This is a genomic window from Sphingomonas sp. NBWT7, from assembly GCF_014217605.1.
In the GTDB taxonomy this organism is placed as follows: Bacteria; Pseudomonadota; Alphaproteobacteria; order Sphingomonadales; family Sphingomonadaceae; genus Sphingomonas.
Genome location: NZ_CP043639.1, coordinates 2,229,119 through 2,248,026 on the forward strand (window position 1 = coordinate 2,229,119; position 18,908 = coordinate 2,248,026).

At 66.2% G+C, this 18,908-nt stretch carries 18 protein-coding genes and 1 pseudogene; 8 read left to right on the forward strand and 11 right to left on the reverse strand.

Translation table 11 applies throughout. The features are described from left to right. Positions 1–370 precede the first annotated feature (370 nt). The 3 genes from F1C10_RS10925 to F1C10_RS10935 form a co-directional block, all read right to left on the reverse strand. Positions 371–688 carry a hypothetical protein gene (locus F1C10_RS10925; RefSeq protein WP_219729736.1) on the reverse strand — a complete coding sequence of 106 codons (318 nt, stop codon included), beginning with the start codon at positions 686–688 and terminating at the stop codon, positions 371–373. 95 nt (positions 689–783) lie between these two features. After that, complete coding sequence (locus tag F1C10_RS10930; protein WP_185206136.1) at positions 784–2,226, reverse strand: M48 family metalloprotease; 1,443 nt, start codon at positions 2,224–2,226, stop codon at positions 784–786. 312 nt (positions 2,227–2,538) lie between these two features. After that, positions 2,539–2,679 carry a hypothetical protein gene (locus tag F1C10_RS10935; protein WP_185206138.1) on the reverse strand — a complete coding sequence of 47 codons (141 nt, stop codon included), beginning with the start codon at positions 2,677–2,679 and terminating at the stop codon, positions 2,539–2,541. Positions 2,680–2,781: 102 nt separating this feature from the next. Between F1C10_RS10935 and F1C10_RS10940 the strand changes: the two genes are divergently transcribed. Both F1C10_RS10940 and F1C10_RS16575 read left to right on the forward strand, forming a co-directional pair. Next, positions 2,782–3,594: a formate/nitrite transporter family protein gene (locus F1C10_RS10940; RefSeq protein ID WP_185206139.1), complete on the forward strand. Its 813-nt coding sequence runs from the start codon at positions 2,782–2,784 to the stop codon at positions 3,592–3,594. 81 nt (positions 3,595–3,675) lie between these two features. After that, positions 3,676–4,203, forward strand: a complete 528-nt coding sequence (locus tag F1C10_RS16575; protein WP_219729737.1) for a hypothetical protein — start codon at positions 3,676–3,678, stop codon at positions 4,201–4,203. A 299-nt stretch (positions 4,204–4,502) separates the two neighbouring features. Here the strand turns inward: F1C10_RS16575 and F1C10_RS10950 are convergent, their stop codons facing one another. Beyond that, positions 4,503–5,516, reverse strand: coding sequence for a helix-turn-helix domain-containing protein (locus tag F1C10_RS10950; protein ID WP_185206141.1), 1,014 nt, complete (start codon positions 5,514–5,516; stop codon positions 4,503–4,505). Between the two features lie 165 nt (positions 5,517–5,681). Between F1C10_RS10950 and F1C10_RS16715 the strand changes: the two are divergent. Continuing rightward, positions 5,682–6,347, forward strand: a pseudogene (locus F1C10_RS16715) (nitroreductase). A gap of 66 nt (positions 6,348–6,413) precedes the next feature. On the opposite strand, the gene F1C10_RS10965 reads toward F1C10_RS16715, so the two are convergent. Further along, positions 6,414–7,658 (reverse strand): tetratricopeptide repeat protein, encoded by a 1,245-nt coding sequence (locus F1C10_RS10965; RefSeq protein WP_185206147.1) that lies wholly within the window; start codon positions 7,656–7,658, stop codon positions 6,414–6,416. 635 nt (positions 7,659–8,293) lie between these two features. Here F1C10_RS10965 and F1C10_RS10970 point away from each other — a divergent pair. From F1C10_RS10970 to F1C10_RS10980, 3 genes are all read left to right on the forward strand, one after another. Beyond that, entirely contained in the window at positions 8,294–9,382 is a 1,089-nt protein-coding gene (locus tag F1C10_RS10970; RefSeq protein WP_185206149.1) for a helix-turn-helix transcriptional regulator, read from the forward strand. Positions 9,383–9,617: 235 nt separating this feature from the next. Further along, positions 9,618–10,784, forward strand: a complete 1,167-nt coding sequence (locus F1C10_RS10975) for a nucleotide sugar dehydrogenase (protein ID WP_185206150.1) — start codon at positions 9,618–9,620, stop codon at positions 10,782–10,784. 259 nt (positions 10,785–11,043) lie between these two features. Further along, on the forward strand, positions 11,044–11,598 hold the full coding sequence (locus F1C10_RS10980) for a DUF1993 domain-containing protein (RefSeq protein WP_185206152.1): 555 nt from the start codon (positions 11,044–11,046) through the stop codon (positions 11,596–11,598). Positions 11,599–11,754: 156 nt separating this feature from the next. On the opposite strand, the gene F1C10_RS10985 is transcribed toward F1C10_RS10980, so the two are convergent. After that, the gene (locus F1C10_RS10985) at positions 11,755–13,158 is read right to left on the reverse strand and encodes a HAMP domain-containing sensor histidine kinase (RefSeq protein WP_185206154.1); all 1,404 of its coding nucleotides are present in this window, start codon (positions 13,156–13,158) and stop codon (positions 11,755–11,757) included. Further along, a complete protein-coding gene (locus tag F1C10_RS10990; RefSeq protein ID WP_185206156.1) occupies positions 13,155–13,823 on the reverse strand; it encodes a response regulator transcription factor in 669 nt (222 codons plus the stop codon). The genes F1C10_RS10985 and F1C10_RS10990 overlap by 4 nt, the downstream gene beginning before the upstream one ends. 108 nt (positions 13,824–13,931) lie before the next feature. Between F1C10_RS10990 and F1C10_RS10995 the strand changes: the two genes are divergently transcribed. Then, a complete protein-coding gene (locus F1C10_RS10995; RefSeq protein ID WP_185206158.1) occupies positions 13,932–14,585 on the forward strand; it encodes a hypothetical protein in 654 nt (217 codons plus the stop codon). Positions 14,586–14,730: 145 nt separating this feature from the next. Here F1C10_RS10995 and F1C10_RS11000 read toward each other — a convergent pair whose 3' ends face one another. Further along, the gene (locus F1C10_RS11000) at positions 14,731–15,444 is read right to left on the reverse strand and encodes a Crp/Fnr family transcriptional regulator (RefSeq protein ID WP_185206160.1); all 714 of its coding nucleotides are present in this window, start codon (positions 15,442–15,444) and stop codon (positions 14,731–14,733) included. Positions 15,445–15,792: 348 nt separating this feature from the next. Between F1C10_RS11000 and F1C10_RS11005 the strand changes: the two genes are divergently transcribed. After that, positions 15,793–17,871 carry a PAS domain-containing sensor histidine kinase gene (locus tag F1C10_RS11005; RefSeq protein WP_219729738.1) on the forward strand — a complete coding sequence of 693 codons (2,079 nt, stop codon included), beginning with the start codon at positions 15,793–15,795 and terminating at the stop codon, positions 17,869–17,871. 91 nt (positions 17,872–17,962) lie between these two features. On the opposite strand, the gene F1C10_RS11010 is transcribed toward F1C10_RS11005, so the two are convergent. From F1C10_RS11010 to F1C10_RS11020, 3 genes are all read right to left on the reverse strand, one after another. Next, a complete protein-coding gene (locus tag F1C10_RS11010; protein ID WP_185206162.1) occupies positions 17,963–18,169 on the reverse strand; it encodes a hypothetical protein in 207 nt (68 codons plus the stop codon). A gap of 66 nt (positions 18,170–18,235) precedes the next feature. Beyond that, the gene (locus tag F1C10_RS16720; RefSeq protein ID WP_258043156.1) at positions 18,236–18,415 is read right to left on the reverse strand and encodes a cold-shock protein; all 180 of its coding nucleotides are present in this window, start codon (positions 18,413–18,415) and stop codon (positions 18,236–18,238) included. Positions 18,416–18,655: 240 nt separating this feature from the next. Next, a complete protein-coding gene (locus tag F1C10_RS11020; RefSeq protein WP_185206166.1) occupies positions 18,656–18,904 on the reverse strand; it encodes a hypothetical protein in 249 nt (82 codons plus the stop codon). Positions 18,905–18,908: the final 4 nt, after the last annotated feature.

Consider the following 18,908-nt stretch of genomic DNA (forward strand, 5'->3'; position numbering starts at 1 on the left):
TGCGCGATCCGGCACGCCGATCGTAAAAAAAGGCCACACGCGCTTCCCCCGAAGCCCGTGTGGCCAGTCGTCGCATTCAACGAGTTTCCTCGTTGCGCGCTCAAATAGCGCCCCCGACACGCGCCGTCGTTGGATAGGCGTCCCAAATTTAGGTGCGTAGTGGATCAGATCGTCAACCCCAGGGCCTCCCGGGCACGATCCGTCCAAAGGCACGGCATGCGAATGGTTGTCTCTAACCCGCCGCCGCGAAGCCGAATGGCCACGCGTTCAGCTTACCGCCCAGGCCACCGCCATATGTGCTGCTTCGGATCGCGCCTCACGACGAACGCGCCGTCATCGGCATGGCAAGCGGCAATCAATGGAAAGCCGATCAGCGCCCCGCTCGTGCCGGTGGCGCGCGCCAACCCGAAGCCTCGTCGACGTAGGCGGTGCGGGTACGCTTGTTATAAAGGCACAGCATTGCCGGTTTACGCCCCTGGCCGTTCACCAGCATCGCCACCATGCCGACGCGATCGTCGAAGCCGACGATCGATGAAACGCGCGCGCCGCGCATGCCGCTCGCCGCGATGCAAGCTTTAGTCACGCGGGTGTTGAACTGCGCCCATGCGGCATCGCTCGATGCGAGCGCGCGGCCCGCCGTCGCCACGCCGGCAATCGACATGACCATTGCCATAATTGCTTTGCGCATCGGTATTCCTCCTCAATTTCGCGATCACCAAGCACGGCCGGGCCGAACCGGCGATGAATGCCGGCAGGGGGGACATCGCCGATCGATCGTTCGGCTCAGCCTGTGACGACCAGCTTCACCAGCGTGCCGGGCACCAACCGCGCGTCGGGGGCAAGGCCGTTGATCGTCAGGAAGCGATCGCGCTGCAGATCGGCATAGGCCATCTGCCGGGCAAGCGTGTCGATCGTGTCGCCCGCGCGGACGGTGTGGATGCGGATGCGCTTACCGCGCACCGCCTCGGCCTCGCGGGTGGTCAGCGTCGTGAAGCTCGCCAGCAGCGGCTCGAACGCGGCAGCGCCGCTCCCTGCCGGCGTCACGATCGTCCACAGATATGTCGCGCCGTTCAGCGGCATCGCCACCACCGTCGCATCGATGCGCTGGTTGTTGGCGGTTGCGGAGACGGTAGCGCTCGACGCGGGGCGGCCGTCGATCGTTACAGGCTGGACCTGCTCGCTCGACACGCGCGCGCCGAGCTTCTGGAATTGCTGGACGACGGCGGCGGCGGGATCGCGCGCGCCGGCGGGCGCTGCACTCAGCTGCGCCTGTCCGCGCGGCCCCTGCACCGTCACCGCCTGCGTCGAATTGGCGATTTTGTAACCCGGCGGCGCGATGAACTTGATGCGCATCGCCGGATGGCGGAACGTCTGCCCGTCGATCACGCCCTGCGCCGGATCGTCGTCGTACCGCAGCCCATCGAGCATCCGCAGGAACGCCGTGTCCTGCGCCGCCCCCGCCCCGCCGCGCCCCGCCTGCTGCGCAAGCGCGCGGGCCCGCGCGACGCGATCGTTGCTGGAGGGATGCGTGCTCAGCCACGTTGGAACGGCATTGGCATCGCCCCCCGACGCGCGCGCGGTCAGCGACGTGCTCGCGCCCAGCTGCCCGAGGATCAGCGGCGCCGCGGCGGGATCATAGCCCGCGCCGGCGACATAGCGCACGCCGAGACCATCGGCCTGATATTCCTGGTCGCGCCCGTATTTCAGTCCGTAGAGCTGCGAGGCGCGCTGCGCACCGCCCGCCACCAGTTGTCCCAGCGCCGAATTGCCCACCGCCGCGCCGACGATCCCGGCGAGCACCCCGCCGATCGTCGAGGTGCGCTGGCGCCCGGCCGAGTGACGCGCCGCGACATGCCCCACTTCGTGCCCCATGACGAACGCCAGTTCGTCCTCGCTGTTCATCAGCGCCAGCAGCTGCCGCGTCACATAGATATACCCGCCGGGGATCGCGAAGGCGTTCTCGACCGGCGAGTTGAGCAGCTGGACGGTGAAGTCGCCCTGCGCGTTCGACAGGCCCGATTGCAGCGCGACGCGCTTGCCGACGCGTTCGACGAACGCCGCCTGCGGGCCATCGTAGCGCCCGCCATATTCGGCAACGAGCTGCGGACTGGCCTGTGCGCCCTGTGCCCGATCGATCTGCGATATCGAGCGTGTCGTCTGCGCGGAAGCCGCGGCGGGCGAGAGAAACAGCGCCGCAGCCGCGGGGATCAGGACAAAGGTGCGCAAGCGTTCACTCCATATTTCACCGCCGATCAGGGACCACGTCTGGCCGGTGATCGACGCCAATCCATATGCGGGACGTTACGCAGGCAGACGGTGAATTGTTGCATCGGCGAAAGCCACCGTCGCATGTTCTTCGTGCGAAACGACGCGCTGCCCAGTTAGTCAGGCGCCGTTATCTTCTCATAGAGGTACGCAGACTACATCGCTTATGGCGCGCCCGTTCGCACTTTGCGCCGTTCGTCCATATCGATCCGCCACGCCCGGGCGATCTGACTGTTTCACACGTCGAACGGTGCGGCCGTCACCGCCACCCCGTCAGGCAAAATCACCGATCCGGTCCGCCTCGTCGTCGGGCAGGCCATGATCGCCGGGCACGTCACTCGGCAGTGGCATGGCGGGATCGTGCGCCATATCGCCAGGATCGGGCTCGTTCCCTGGACGGTGCAGCGGGTCCATCATCGTCTCCTCTTGTCGCGGCGAAATAAACGCGTCGGTTGCGATAAGGTCGCGTCACTTCCCGTCGTTTGTGCGTTCCCGTCGATCACGGGAGCCCAAGGCATGAACGACACGCACGCGGATGCCGCCTACGAGCAACGTGAGGCGGAGGAGCGCAGCGCGCCGCCAGCGCGCGTCGTCCATGCCGCCGTGACGGAACAGGGCACGGACGAACTCGCCCGCCCCGCCGCTTCCTTGTTCTGGTCGGCCTTTGCCGCTGGCATCGCCATCATGGCTTCGCTCTGGGTCAGCGGTGCACTGCATGTGATGCTGCCCCGCGCGCGCTGGACCGATGCCGTCGTCGCGCTCGGCTATCCCTTCGGCTTCCTGATCGTTATCCTGGGCCGGCTGCAATTGTTTACCGAACATACCGCGGTCGCCGCGCTGCCCGTGATCCGCGCGCCTGGCGTGGCCGCTCTCGCGCGCCTGATGCGGCTGTGGGGCATCGTGCTCGGCGCTAATATAATCGGTGCGGCGGCGGTCAGCGCGGCAGCGGCACTCGTCGCGGTCCAATCCCCCGATATTCTGCGCGGCATGCTCGACGTCTCGCTCAAGCTGCTCGACCGGTCGGCGGGAGAGACGTTGCTTCAAGGAATACCGGCAGGCTTCCTGATCGCCTCGATCGCCTGGATCCGCTCCGCGACGGAGGGAAGCGGCTTCTGGGTCGTCTTTGCGGTCACCTATGCCATCGCGCTGGGCGGCTTCGCGCACGTCATCGCCGGCGCGACCGAAGCGTTCCTCCTCGCGTGGCACGGCGATGCGACGATAGGCTGGGCGCTGGGCGGATTTATCCTCCCCGCACTGCTCGGCAACATCATCGGCGGAACCGGCCTTTTTGCCCTGCTTGCCCACGCGCAGGTACGAAACGAACGCTAATCTGAACCTAGGATAGCGGCGTCGGGCGGGTCTGTCCGGTTACGACGTACGGAGCGGGCCTTATCTGCCTCGGGTCGTACTTTGCGCGAGATGCAGCCGGCATCACCGCCGGTGCAAATACGCGGATTCGATCTTGGCGTCAGCAAGTTTGAAAGTATTCGCGAGCAAACGCAGCGATCTGTAGTCGCCAATACCGACATGTCGGATCAAGCGTATCAAGCCGCGGCGGTCTGGCCGTCAGGCGGTGCCTTGCCGCCGAGCGCCCTCGATTATCCGGCGGGCGATCGCGCGAACCGCTTCATCGTCCTTGGTGCCGTCGCTCGCGGGATCGCCCAGATGGTCGAGACTGCCTTCAAGAAAGTCCAACGCGCCGGGGTGCTGCGCCTCGACATATTCGATCAGCTTGAACAGCAAATGTTCGGTCGCGATCTCGCGCCGCCACGTTTGCATTCCGTCGGTGTCTGTCACAAACGCCTCGCTTCAAACCTAAGAAAGTCTGGCTGCACCAAACATACTGTTCGTGCGTCCGCCGCCTTTACACAAACGCGCTGGCGATGCCTGCCCACGCCATCAGCAATCCGCCGACCACGATTGCCAAGCCCGGTTTGACGTGCCGCTGCGCCGTGATTGCATCCGCGGGTCGCATGGGCCGTGCGGCTACATGCATCGCAAGTCGCGAACCGACACGGGGGAACTGATGCAACGCTCGACCCTCTCGATATTTATCGTTGCGTGACCAACAAACGATCAGCCGTTTTGGATCCACGTCCAAACGATACGCCTAGCGGCATCGGATGGAGGATGGCCACGTCGTGGGTCCCGATTGTCGACGCCGTCGACCACCAGCGAGCCGAGTTCCGGTCGGCAACCAAAGCGTGATCGCTCGCGATACGCCTGTGCGCAGCTTACTATCGCGCCTGCCGGCGGTAATCGCTCGGGCTTATGCCGTAGCGCTGCCGGAAGATGCGGCTGAGATAGGCCGGGTCGTCGAAACCCCAGCGTGCGGCGATATCGGCGATGCGTTCGCGCGGATGGGCCGCCACCAGTTCGCCGCGTACGCGCGCGAGGCGCTGCTGGCGAATATGCGCCTGTACCCCACCGTCCTCTTCGAACAGCCGGTAGAGCGCGGTACGCGACATGCCGATCGCGCTCATGATCTTGGCGACGCCGAGATCGGGCGAGGCGAGGTCGCGTGCGATCAGATCGCGCACGGCTAGCTTCTGTGCCGTCTCGATCGATCGCGGCGTCAGCGCGCAGCCGGTACCATGCATCGCCAGCGCCACGGCGAGGAGATCGATCGTCGCCGTCTCCAGCGTCTCGGCCTGTGCCCGCGTCAAATGTGGGGCAAGCCGACATATCTCGACAAGATGTCGGCGAAACATCCGCGTCGCCGGCGCCGGGACACTAACGCCGTGCAGCGCGCGAACATCGATCCCGGCGCGTTCGGCCTGCGCGCGCGGCACGGCCAGCAGGATGGTATGGCTCGCCGTCGATTCGTGCGCCTCTGGAAGCGACAGATCGATCAGCGACATCTCGCCCCGTCTGGTCACGATCGGGCGCTTGGGCGTATCGCCGCTCTGCATGCCGGCCAGCGTCACCGGGATCAGCAACCCGTCGCAATCGTCGCGCCGGATGTCGATCGCGCGCCGGGTATAGCGCTGCGCCGCCATATACGAGCGCGTGATCGCGAGCGCGCCCAGACGAAACGTCATCGCATGATTGAAAAACGCCGCCGTCGGCCGGGATTGGAACAGCATGCCGATCGCCGGCCAGTGCCGATTGGCCCACGCCTCGTGCCGTTCAGACGGTTTGTACGCGTCGGTATCGAAACGGTTTACCGCGAGCGAATGATCCCGTGCGCGGTCCGCCGCGTCCTCGCCCCCCTGCTCCATGCCGATCGGCTTATCGCGCGATCGCGGCATGTAAATGATGCTAAAGCACTAGTATAAATCGGCGGGTCGAGCCGGACGGCCGCGTTGCCCGCAGCGACGGCGCCATAATCGCCGGCCAGAAAGGCGCTATCCCGCCGCTGATCGTCACGCTACGGCCGCCTGCCCGCCTGGCGTCGCATCCCGGAAGGAACACGCATGGAGTTCGAGGAAGCCGTCCGCTCGCGCCGCTCGGTGCGCGCCTTTCGTCCCGATCCGGTGTCGCAAGAGACGATCCGAGCGCTCATCGACACCGCGCGCTGCGCACCGTCGGGCACCAACATCCAGCCGTGGAAGGTGCACGTCGTGTCGGGCGCGACACGCGAGCGGCTAGAACGCGAAGTGCTCGCCCACCGCGAGACACGCCCGGCGGACGGCGTCGCCGAGTTTCCGCGCATGGGCAAGCGCAAGTAGCCGTACCTTTCGCGTATGCGCGCGCTCGGCAAGGATATGTACGGCCGCATCGGCATCCCGCGCGGTGACGAGGCGGCGAGCTGGCGCCAATGGGGTCGCAACTACAGCTTCTTCGATGCGCCGGTCGGGCTGATCTTCACGATCGACAAGGATCTCGACGTCATGTCCTATGCCGATGTCGGCATGTTCATGCAGACGTTCATGCTCGCCGCGCGTGATCGCGGGCTCGATACCTGCGCGCAGGGCGCGTGGAACCTGTTCTGGACGGCGACGCGCCGCGTGCTCGGCGTGCCGGAGGACGAATATATCATCGCGGGGATCGCACTCGGCTATGCCGACACCGATCATCCGGTCAACGGCGTCGTGGCCCCGCGCGAGCCGGTCGACACATTCGTCACCTTTCACGACTGAGGTTCGCGGCAACGACGGCTCGAGGCGCTCGTCGACGTTCACGCTGACACCCGGTATTCTCGGCAATCAGCGTTCGATCTTGGGCTGTTTGAGCGCCTTCAGAAGAGTGGTGATCGTCGAATCACCCGCCCAGCGGGTCTCGATCCGGCGGACATATCCCGCCGCGCCCCATTTCTCGCCGTCCGCGCCGGCGCGCCTTAGCAATTCCTCCAGCCGTCCGCGATCGTCGAACGTGCTGGCAATGAACGCCGGCCAGGAATGATCGGAGCTCGGCGTCATCTCCGCCTGTGCCGCTGCGCGTGCCGCCATTACCGCGTGAACGGCACGTGGGTCACTCGTACCTGCCTGATCGATCAAGGCGGCATAATTGATGAGTTCGGGCGCCCGCCGGATCGCTGCGCGCAATCTCAGGTGATCGGCATAACCTTTCAGGTTGCCGCGCGCGAAAGCGATAACGCTCAGGCAGTCGTGGACGCTGGCAAGCATCGGCGATCGGCGCGCGATGTCGTTCAGCAGTTGCTCCGCCTGTGCCGCGCGGCCGGCGCTCCACAAGGCCCAGGCATAATCTGCCAGTAGATGCGGGGCACCGGGGCTCAACTGCCGCGCCAAGGCAAATTCCCGAAAAGCCGCCGGAAATTCGCCGTTGTCGGCAAGGATATTGGCATACCAATGATGCGCCAGTGCGTCTTGCGGATCGGCGGCGATCGCACGGCGAAATGCCTCGCCGGCCGGATCCGGTTGATGATCGTTCCAGTACCGGATCACACCGACGACGCGCAGCGCCACGGCAGAATCGGCATTCCGCGCCAATGCCAGATCGGCCTCGTCGCGGGCGCGCTTCAGGGCGAGGGCATCGGGCAGCGTGCCGAATTCCCGCGCGAGAAGATAACCTTCGGCAAGCGCGGCATGGGCCCCGGCGTGATGCGGCGCTTCGCCCGTCAGGCGACGCAGTTCGGCGATCGCGTGATCGAGCCGCACCGCCGAGCGCGAGGCGATATCGTCGCGCGCGTCGAGCAGTCGCGCCTCGAGCGGGGCCGGGAGCGCCGGATCGCTCTTTGACCCGCCCCGCTCGAACATCATGATCAGCAGGGCCGCTGCGATGATGAAGATGCATAACACCCCCGCCGCCGCGGCGCCGAACCGGCGATAACTTCGCCGCCACCCTCCCTGCGCCGTAGCATCGCGATCGATTGGCGCGGGCGCTTCTGCCGCATCGATGCGCGGGCTGGCCTGCCTATCCCCTGCCGCTTCCGATACAGGCAGCGGCGCTGTCGGCGGGTCGGCGATGATGCTCTCGGCCTTTCCGCGCATCCACGCGTCGAGTTCCGATTGTAACGCGTAAACCGTCCGGCTCTTGCCACCGGGCAGCGAATGTACCGGTAATGCACGGTCGTTTGTCCACCGGATAACCGTTGAACGATCACGGCCGAGGTAGCGCGCGATGGACTTCCATCCGTCCAACCGCCCATCCGTACTTTGCGTCATTCTCGGTCAGCTTCCCCCCAAAGCGATCTAACCGAATTAACGACGACCAACGCAACAAAACAATGCTTTGCCCGCCACGATCACCGTCCGAATATTGTGTGCCGCGGCCCAAAGCCATTGGTGCGTTCGGAATTGGGACGGTTGATCGGCGGCTGCCGCGAATACAGGGGGCGGGGGAAGATAGCACCGCGCGGTTCGCCATTTTTCGAATGTCTTACGTTGCGGGCCCGGCACGATCGCCAAAGCGATAATCGCGACGCGCCGCGGCACGCAGAGGAGCTCCGATCGGTAGAGTCCACGCCGCGATACCACGCCGAAAAAGCCCGTTGCGACGATTTGCGACGCATCGCGACCATTACCGATGCGGCCGAATCGCTGCTGCGGGTCCAGCGTTGCGATGGGGCGCGACTCCAGACGGCGATGCCTCGATCGACCGGATGGGCGGCGCGGGCGGGATGACGATGAACGACGACGACTGGGGGATGTTCGAAGATGCGGCGCTTGGGACCGGCTCGTGGGATACGGCGCTCGGTCACCTCGCGACGGTGACCGGGTCCAAGCGGTGCCAGCTCATAGCCTTCGGCAGTGACCAGTGGCTGCCGTTCAACTGGGTAACGAACCTCAGCGACGCCGACATGGCGTTGTTCGACAGTATCGACGGGCATAATCCCGCGACCAACTTCCGGCTGCGTGCCGAGCAAGCGACGAACGATCAGATCAGCTTTGAGCGCCATTACGATCATGCCCGCCTGGCCACCGGCCCGACGGATTATATCGAATGCTGCGAGCAGACGGCGATGCCCTATGGCTGTCAGACGATGCTCGAGAACGATGCACGCGGCGCGCTCGGGCTCGCGCTGCTGCGCAGTCGCAAGGACGGCCGCACCACCGATGCGCACCGCGAGACCTTTCGCCGCGCGGCACGCCACGTCCGTTCTGCCGCCCGATTGCAGATCGCGCTCGAGCAGCAGGGCAGCTCGCTGATCCACGGCGCGGTCGAACGCCTGTCCGCCGCGTGCATCGTGTTTGACGGCGCCGGCCTGGTGCGTGCGATCACGCCCGCGGCCGAGGCGGCGATTGCCTCGTTCGATCACGTGTCGATCGTGGACCGTCGGCTGACCGTGCGCGATCCGCAAAGCGTTGCACAGCTCGACAGCGCGCGGGCAATCATGAAGGACCCGGCGGCGCAAGCGCAGATAAGCGTGAACCTGCGTGTCGGTGCAGGCGCAGCCGACATCATCCGCGTCGATCTCCACCGGCTGAAGCGACGCGACTGGTCGTTCGGATTCGAGCCCGCCTTCATGCTGGTGATCGATGCCGCAAGCCGCGCAGCCTATCAGCGGCAAAAGCAGCTTGATCGCTTCTCCTTCACCCCCGCCGAGACGGCGATCGCGCAGCTGCTCGCGGAGGGTCGCAACCGAAACGACATTGCACGCCACCGTAGCGTCACGGTCGAGACGCTGCGCGGTCAGTTGAAGATCATGTACGCCAAGGCTGGCTGCCGTCGCGAAGCGGAACTCGTTGCCACGCTTCACCGCATCGCGGTTTAAGCGTCGGGCGATAACGGGTGCGACGCTCGCCTTCGTCACCGCCGCGTCGATAAGGTAGCGTCGCGCCCCTGATCGAGTGCGGCGTCACGGGCGAGTGAGTGTTGCTGGCGAAAGCCTGCTATTGACCGGCCGCTAACCATTGCGGATTAGCGCGCTCGCACAGGGGAAGCGAGCTCCGGCGCCGCATCATCGCGCCGCGCGCGGGGCAGCGATCGGACAGGGCGGGCGACGGACGATGAAGATAGCGGTTTTCGGGCTTGGCTATGTCGGCCTGTCGAATGCGGTGCTGCTGGCGCAGCATAACGAGGTCGCCGCGGTGGACATCACGCCCGAACGCGTCGAGATGCTCAACGCGCGCCGCTCGCCGATCGTCGATCACGAGCTCGCGGCGTTCCTCGCGGAGAAGCCGCTCAATCTCACCGCGACGCTCGATCCCGTCGAAGCGCTCGCCGGCGCCGACTATGTCATCGTTGCGACGCCGACCAACTACGACGTCGACACCAACAAGTTCGACACCTCGTCGGTCGAGGCGGTGATCGCCACCGCGATCGCACACAACCGGACCGCGACGATCGTCGTCAAGTCGACCATCCCCGTCGGCTTCGTCGACGACGTGCGCGCGCGGCTCGGCACCGATCAGGTGATCTTCAGCCCCGAGTTCCTGCGCGAGGGCCGCGCGCTGCACGACAACCTCCATCCCTCGCGCATCATCGTCGGCGAGCGGTCCGAACGCGCGCGCGTCTTTGCCGACCTGCTGCTCGGCGGCGCGGTGAAGAAGGACGTCGAGATCCTGTTCACCGACGCGCGCGAGGCCGAGGCGATCAAGCTGTTCGCCAACACCTACCTCGCGATGCGCGTCGCCTTCTTCAACGAACTCGACAGCTACGCGATCGCCGGCGGCATGGATTCGCGCCAGATCATCGACGGCATCGGCCTCGATCCGCGGATCGGCACGCACTACAACAATCCCAGCTTCGGCTACGGCGGCTACTGCCTGCCCAAGGACACCAAGCAGCTGCTCGCCAATTATTCCGAGGTGCCGCAGAATTTGATCCGCGCGATCGTCGACGCCAATCGCACGCGCAAGGATTTCCTCGCCGATCGCATCATCGCGCTGCACCCGCGCACGGTTGGCGTGTTCCGCCTCGTGATGAAGGCAGGATCGGACAATTTCCGCCAATCGTCGATCCAGGGCATCATGAAGCGGATCAAGGCGAAGGGGATCCAGGTGGTGATCTTCGAGCCCGCAATGGCCGACGACGAGTTCTTCGGCTCGCGCGTCATCCGCGACCTCGACGCGTTCAAGCGCGAAGCCGACGTCATCATCGCCAACCGCAACACCGACGAACTCGCCGACGTCGCCGACAAGGTCTTCACCCGCGACCTCTTCGGGTCGGACTGAACGAACTGCCGCGCCGAACGACGTGGTAGCGCCGGCACAACTGCCGATGCGGTGAACGAAGCCTGCCGGATCGCATGGCCGCGAACGTCGCGCCTCGTCGCTTCCGCGAGCGCGATGCGTTGAGGCTGATCGCTCCGGAACGAGCGGTCTCGAGGCCGTTGGCGATTGCCCCGCACCTCCCACAACAAGATCGCCGTTTGCAACACGGCCAGGGCGCGTTCGACTTGACGGATGTGGCGGGAGCGGAAAGACGGACCGCGTGATGCTGCCCGATATGCTCCTGCCCACCTACACCCAGATGCTCGGCACGATGTCGTCGTGGCTCGACAAGGCCAGGGCGCAACGGCCGGACACGGCGGACGCGTTGCTCGCCGCTCGTCTCGCAGCCGACATGTTCCCGCTTGCCACGCAGGTCCGCTTCGCCTGCCGTCAGGCACAGGAAGGCGTGTTCCGGCTGCAACGCCGCGACTTTCCGCCTGCGCTCGACGCGCTGCTGGACGAAGGCCGCAACGGCGCCGAGGCACCGGGCACGATCGCCGATGCGCAGGCGCGGATCGCGGAGACGCTAGCCGTGATCGATACGGCCGCCCGGAAAGGCATCGCGATCGATCCGGCAAGCCGTATCGAGCACGCGCTGCCGATCGGCATGGTGCTGGACGTTACGGCACAGGGCTACGCGCGCGACTGGGCGCTGCCGCAATTCTACTTCCACGTCGTAACGGCCTATGCGATCCTGCGCGCCGAAGGGATCGAACTCGGCAAGGCGGATTACGCCGCGCACATGCTCGGCTATCTTCGTCCGCCGACAGCCTGATCCGATGGGCAAATAGCGGTCGGGCAACATTTCGCGGAACACCATTCCCAGCCGCCCCTATTGGGCGCGCTAAAGCAACTGAGCAGGAAATAGCGACGCCCCCTCACCAGCGCGGCCCGACGCAGCCGACACGATGATCGATCGTAGCGCGTTCGACTACGCCGGGCGGGCCAACGGCAGCGTCACCGTCGCGAGCAGCCCGCCGCCGTCGGCAACACCAAGCGTCAGGGCGCCACCGTAAAGCTCCGCCAGCTCGCGCACGATCGACAGGCCGAATCCATGGCCATCGGTCCGCTCGTCGAGCCGAACGCCCGGCGCCGTCGCGCGGTCGCGATCGGCCGGCGCTATTCCTGCGCCGTCGTCTGCGACGGCGAGCACGAGCGACCGGCCCGCGGTCGATACCGCGATCGTCACTGCCCCGGCGGCGTGGCGGGCGGCATTGTCGATCAGATTGCCGGCGATCTCATCGAAATCCTGTGGATCGACGGCAGCGGAAATTCCATCTGCGGCGTCGACGTCCAGCCGGACCCGCCCCCGATGGATGGTCCCGACGGCGGTCACGATGCCCGCCAGCGCCGGCGCGATCGCGGTCACCGAACGTCGGTCGACGGCCCCGGCCCGCGCGCGGCCGAGGTGATGGCGCAACGTTGCGTCGATCCGATCGATCTGCGACCGTGCGATCGGATCGGCGCCGAAATGCAGGGCCAGCGTCGCTACCGGCGTCTTGAGCGCGTGCGCAAGATTGGCCGCCGCCGCCCGCGCGTTGCCGAGCGCTGCCGCATTGTCGGCAGCGAGCGCGTTCAATTCGTGCGCGAGGGGCGCGAGTTCGTCGGGCATGTCGTCGGCCACGCGCGTCGTTTCGCCGCGCCTGATCGCCTCCACCGCGGCGCGCAGCGCGGTCAGCGGACGCAGCCCGATCCGCAGCTGCAGCAATGCCGCGCTGCCGAGCGCCAATCCGAGCACCGCCAGCGACACGGCAAGCGGCACGAGCGCGGCGCGCACCGGCCGATCGATCTGGTCGCGGGGAACGGCGACGGCGATGCGCACCTCGTCCCGCGCGGTCGCGATGCTGGCGACCAGGCCATGCACCTGCATCCCGTCGCGCAGGACGCCATCGAACGGTGTACCGCCGCCATCCGGAAATGGTGAGGCGGCGGGGCCAAGCGGCGGCGGGCGCCCGTTCGGTGGCGACACGTCGGGTCGCGGCGCATTCGGGGGGCGCGCGTTCGGGGGCGGCAGCGGACGTCGCGGCTGACGGTCGATCGGCACCAGATCGCCGTTGCCGCCCAGCACTTCGCGCGCCGTCTCGATCCGCCACGGCTCGCCCACCGGTAGCCGCGCCACCAATCGCGACAGTCTTGCCCGGTCGAGCGTTCCGTCGGCGCGCACCGCGCTTTCCAGCGCGATCAGCCGATCACCCAGCCGCGCGTCGATCCCGCCCGTCACGAAGCGTTCGAGCACGCCGCCGATCACGACCCCCGCTACCGCCAGCGCCGCCAGCGTCGCGAGCAGCGACAGCGCGAACATGCGGCCGAACAGCGACCGGGGCAGCAGCCTCATCGCAGCGCGCTGGCGGTCAGGCGATAGCCGCGCCCGCGCACGGTCTCGATCAGCGCCGCGCCGATCTTCTTGCGCAGCCGCCCGACGATTACCTCCAGGCTGTTCGAATCGACGTCGGCATCCCCTTCGTACACCCGTTCGAGCAGCGTCAGCCGCTCGATCACCACTTCCTTGTGCAGCATCAGCGCGGATAGGACGCGCCATTCCAGCGCGGTCAGCCGCAGCGGCAGGCCGTCGAGCTCGAACTGGCCGGTCTGGCTCTCGAAGCCGAGCGGGCCGCAGTCGATCCGCGTCGCGGCATGGCCGGCGGCGCGGCGCACCAGCGCGCGCAGCCGCATCACGAGCTCCTCGATGCGGAACGGCTTTACCAGATAATCATCCGCCCCCGCCTTGAAGCCTGCCACTTTGTCCGACCACGCCTCGCGCGCGGTGAGCACGAGCACCGGCGCCGTCCGCCTCGCCGCGCGCCATTCCCGCAATACCGAATTGCCGTCCTGCCCCGGCAGCCCGAGATCGAGCACCGCGGCGTCATACGCCTCGGTCGCGCCGGCGTGCGCGCCGTCGATGCCGTTGGCAAACAGGTCGACCGCGCACTGCTCGGCGCGTAGCGCGCGCGCGATCGTCGGGCCCAAATCGGGGTCGTCCTCGACCAGCAGGATGCGCATTCGGTCAGCTACCTTTCGCAGCGTAAACCGAAAATGAACCGCAAGGTTCAGCGGGCCGGCGGCAGCGGTGGCCTACACCGGATCCATCGACAAGCAAGGAACGGATCGATGATCAGAGACGGCAAGTGGAAAAGCAGCCGCGGCAAGACCGCGATCGGGGCAGCGCTGCTGCTGATAGTGGGCGCGGCAGGCGGTGCCGGCGCGGTGCAGGCGGCACGTCCGACGGTCGAGATGGCGCCGACCGTGCGCACGCCGATCGCTCGGCTCGCGGCGACAAGCGGCATCGTCACGGTCAAGGGGCGGGTCGCGGAAGTCTACGGCGATCGCTTCGTGGTTCAGGATGGATCGGGCCGCGCGATGGTCGCCGCCGGCCGCGACGCGCAGGGTTCGGTAAAGGCCGGTCAGGCGATCACCGTCCAGGGCCGGTTCGACGAGGGACAGCTCCGGGCGAGCTATCTGGTAGATCCCGATGGCGGTGTCGCCGCAGTCGGCCCGGCGGGGCCGCGCCCCGGCCGTCCAGGCGGCCCCGGACCACACGAAGTCGGCCCACGCACGCCGGGCCACGACGGGCCGCCGCCGCCGCCGCCGGGCGGGCTTGTGCCCCCGCCGCCGGGTGCCGACGCCCCCCCGCCGCCGCCGCCTGGTTGCGCGCCAGCGCCGGATGCACCGCGCGGTCCCGGCGCGGTTCCGCCGCCCCGCCCCGGCGATGCGCCGGCACCGGGTGCTGGCGTAGCCCCGCCGCCGCCGCCGCTCGATCGCTAGACGCGGCTGACGCAACCTGCCTTTGCAACGGCCGCGGGCACATCGCTGTCCGCGGCCTTGCTTGGTGCGTGAAACACCGGGGGATCAGCCCAGGCCTAACAGCCGGTTTGATCGTCCCCTTCCGCGTCGCAAAAACGTCCGCGGGTCACTCGAAACTCCCCACCAGGCCTACCTGCTTCGCCATCTCCACGCCGAACAATCGCGCATAGTCGCGTTCGGGCTGGCCGTACGTATTACCGGCGAGCGCCATCAATCCGGCGCGATCGACAACCAAGACCTTTCCACGGATCGATCGGATCGCGCGCTCTTCCTCAAGCCGGTGAAGCGCATCGGTAACGCTGCTGCGCCGCACGCCGAGCATCAGCCGGAACTCCTCGTGCGTCATGCAGATTTCATCCTCACGCACGCGATCGTGATACAGCAGGATCCACCGCGCCATGCGACAGGCGACCGAATGCGCCAGCGACGAGACGATCGTACGCCCCATCTGCCGCATGAAGACGTGGACGAACCGCAGCAGGGAAAGATGCAGCGTCGGGCTACGATCGATCGCCGCGCGCATTGCGTCGGCGGAGATGCGCAGCGCCCTACCCTCCTCCGCGCGAATCCTGACGTCATACGGCGATCGATCGTCGCCCAACAGGATCGGCCATCCGATAAATCCTTCGGCACCCACCAATCCGACGGCATAACGCCGGTCGTCGTCGAGTGAATCGAGCACGCCGGCGATGCCCTGCTCCAGGAAATACACCCCGTCGATCGCAGCCCCTGCCAGCGCGACGGCGTCGCCCACCGCAAACGATACCGGTTCGAGATGCGGTTCCAGCAACGCCAGGTCCTGCGCCGTCAAAGTGGCCAAGAGGCGGTTGCGCCATGGCCTGCTACCGACATTCGCCGCCCCAACCGTTGCATCCCCGACGACTGACGACATCCGTGGCTCCTCGCATGCCGTTCAGGTATCGAACGACTCGCTATTCGCAACGTCGCCAGCTTGCCGTTTGTTCAGCGAGGTCGGACGTAACGAACGGCCGCCACCGATTATATGATTGGCTGCTCGACGATCCTTATAGCTGCCCGATGGGCAGGTGATCGGATGCGAAAGCGTCGCAGTGCGCATCGAACAATCACCATTGGGCGGGGTTCGCGATGGGTCCGAACGCGATCCCGATCGTTACCCTGCGCTCATCGCATAAATTACCGGCAGCCAATGATTTCCGACCTCTACCGCGATCCCGCCACCCTGCCCGAGGGGCTTCGGTTCCTCGCGGGCGGTGGCGAGGCGACCCGCCTCATCCTTGCGCGCGACTGGTCCAGCCATTCGCTCGGCCCGCCCGAAAATTGGCCCGATACCCTGAAGTCCAATCTCAGCACCGTGCTCAATTCGCCGGAATCGATGATTCTCGCGTGGGGCCATCAGCAGCTGACCTTTTTCTTCAACGAGACCTATTTTCCGCTGCTCGGCCCACGGCTGTCCTGGGCGATGGGATCGCCGTTCGAGGCTGTTTGGGCCGATGCCTGGGCGCAGGCGAAGCCGATCATCGACGACGCGTTCGCCGGGCATAGCCAGCGCTTCACCGATCTTCCGTGGAAACTCGCTACCGATCGCGGTGCGGCGGACACCTGGTTCACCTTTTCCTATTCGCGTATTCTTGATTCGCGCGGCGCGGTCGCCGGCCTGTTCATCTTCACCAACGAGACGACGGGCCGCGTTCTTGCCGATGCGGCCCTTGCACGCAGCCAGGAAGAGCTACGGGCGGCCAATCGGCTCCTTGAGCAGCGTGTCGAGCAACGGACGGTTGAGCGCGACCGGGTGTGGCAGCTGACCAACGATTTGATGGCGACAGCGCGGCTCGACGGCTTCCTCATCCAGGTCAATCCGGCATGGGAGTGTTTGCTTGGCTGGAGCGAAGAGGAACTGTTGACCCGGCCCTTTATCGATATCGTCGCCGCAGAGGATCACGCCGCAATCGCGGACGTGGTCGCGAGGCTTTCCGCCGGCGAGCTGGTGACGGGCTTCGTCGATCGCGTGCTGGCGAAGGACGGCACCACGCGAACGATCATGTGGACGGCGGTTCCCGAAGCCGGATCGAACCTGTTCTACATCATCGGCCGTGACCTGACCGAGCAGCACGCCGTCGAGGAAGCGCTGCGGCAAGCGCAAAAGATGCAGGCGGTGGGGCAGCTGACCGGCGGGCTGGCGCACGATTTCAACAACCTCCTGACCGGGATCATGGGTAATCTGGAACTGCTGCAGCATCGTATCGCCGGCGGGCGGCTGGAGGATCTCGATCGCTTCGTCCTCGCCGCGCAGGGTGCCGGTCGCCGCGCCGCGGCGCTGACGCAGCGCCTGCTGGCCTTCTCGCGCCGCCAGACGCTCGATCCCCGGCCGGCGGACATCAACCGCCTGATCGCCGGCATGGAGGATCTCATCCGTCGTTCGATCGGCCCGGCCAACGCGCTCGAGGTGGTCGGCGCCGGCGGGCTATGGACCGCCAACGTCGATGCAGGGCAGCTCGAGAATGCGATCTTGAACCTGTGCATCAACGCGCGCGACGCGATGCCCGACGGCGGGCGCATCACGATCGAAACGGCGAACCGCTGGCTCGACGAACGAACCGCCCACGCGCGCGAACTTGCCCCCGGACAATATCTCTCGATCTGCGTCACGGACACGGGAATGGGCATGGATGTCGAGACGGCGCGTCGTGCGTTCGAGCCGTTCTTCACCACCAAGCCGCTGGGCCAGGGCACCGGGCTCGGCCTGTCGATGATTTACGGTTTCGCGCGTCAATCAGGCGGGCAAGCGCGCATCTATTCCGAACCCGGCATGGGCACCACCGTGTGTGTCTACCTTCCCCGCCACCTCGGTACGCCGATCGAGGAGACGGCGCAGCACGGCGTCGCGACGATGGGCGGCGGCAGCGGCACCGTACTCGTCATCGATGACGAGGCGACGATCCGCCACCTGATCGCCGAAGTGCTCGACGAGGCGGGGTACACCATCATCAACGCGGCAGACGGTGTCGCTGGACTGAAGGTGCTCCAGTCGGGCGGCCACATCGATCTGCTCATCACCGACGTCGGCCTGCCCGGTGGCATGAACGGCCGTCAGGTCGCCGATGCGGCGCGCGAGCTCCAGCCCGGACTGAAGGTGCTGTTCATCACCGGCTATGCCGAGAATGCCGCCGTCGGCAACGGCCACCTCGAACACGGCATGGCATTGCTCACCAAGCCGTTCTCGATCGATGCGCTGGTCGGCAAGATCGACGACATGATGCGACACTGAACCATCCCCGCGACGATCGCCGGAACCCCGCCGCGATTCGACGCTCGAGATGCTTCGCGATCTACCGAGCGTCGACTGATCGCACCCCGTTCTAGCTCGACGAGCCGTTGACGCGCTGCGCGGTGATCGCTTCGCGTTCAAGCCGCTGCGTGGTCACACGCTCGGCGCGATCGGCCATCAGATCCCATGCGACCGCGGATCGCTCGCAGCGGTCGCGAACGTTCGCCAGCGAGGACGCAGCAGCATTTGCCCGCTCGTTCGTGGCGCGCGCGCGATAGGTCGATACATCATCCGCCATCGAAGATTTCCCTCAAGCTTGGGCCGGCGACACATCCGCCGGCCCGTAATGTCATGCAATCGGCCGTTATTCCGCCGCCTCCAGGGAGACGGCGCTGGTACGTCCGCGCTTGTCGTTCTCCAGCTCGTAACTGACGCGCTGGTTCTGCTGCAGCGTCGCGAAGCCAGCGCGCTCGACCGCGGAGATATGGACAAACGCATCCGGCCCGCCGTTATCGGGCGCGATGAAGCCGAAGCCCTTGTCCATGTTGAAGAATTTTACGGTACCGATCTGAGCCAAGACTATTTCCTTCTGATAAGGCCGGGGCGCGCCGACAATCGGGCGCCCAGTGCCGCGGCGGCAGGGAAAGAAGGAAAAAGGTGCGCAGTGCGCCAATACCATCAATTTGCGACTGTAGCGCCTCCTTTATAAGCGCCCGGCGCGAAATTGCGAGCCTTCTCTGCCGCGCGTCCCGCAAAAGGAAGGCTCACTCACCAGGCAATCGGATCACGGCATGATCTGATGGATGTCGATGCGAATGTTATCGATTTGGCCGATCGTGCTGCTCTGTACGGCAGAACTTACACGTTTCTGTTCCGGCACATTCGGGGGAAATAGGGCCTCGCGATGCGCGCAATCACAGGGCGACGTGCAGCAACGGCTACTGCGATGAAACCGGTCATCGTCGACCGTTGGATCGCTGCCGTCGCCATCGTCACGCCAATCCGTCGTAAAGAAGAAGAGAGCGGTTGACATGATA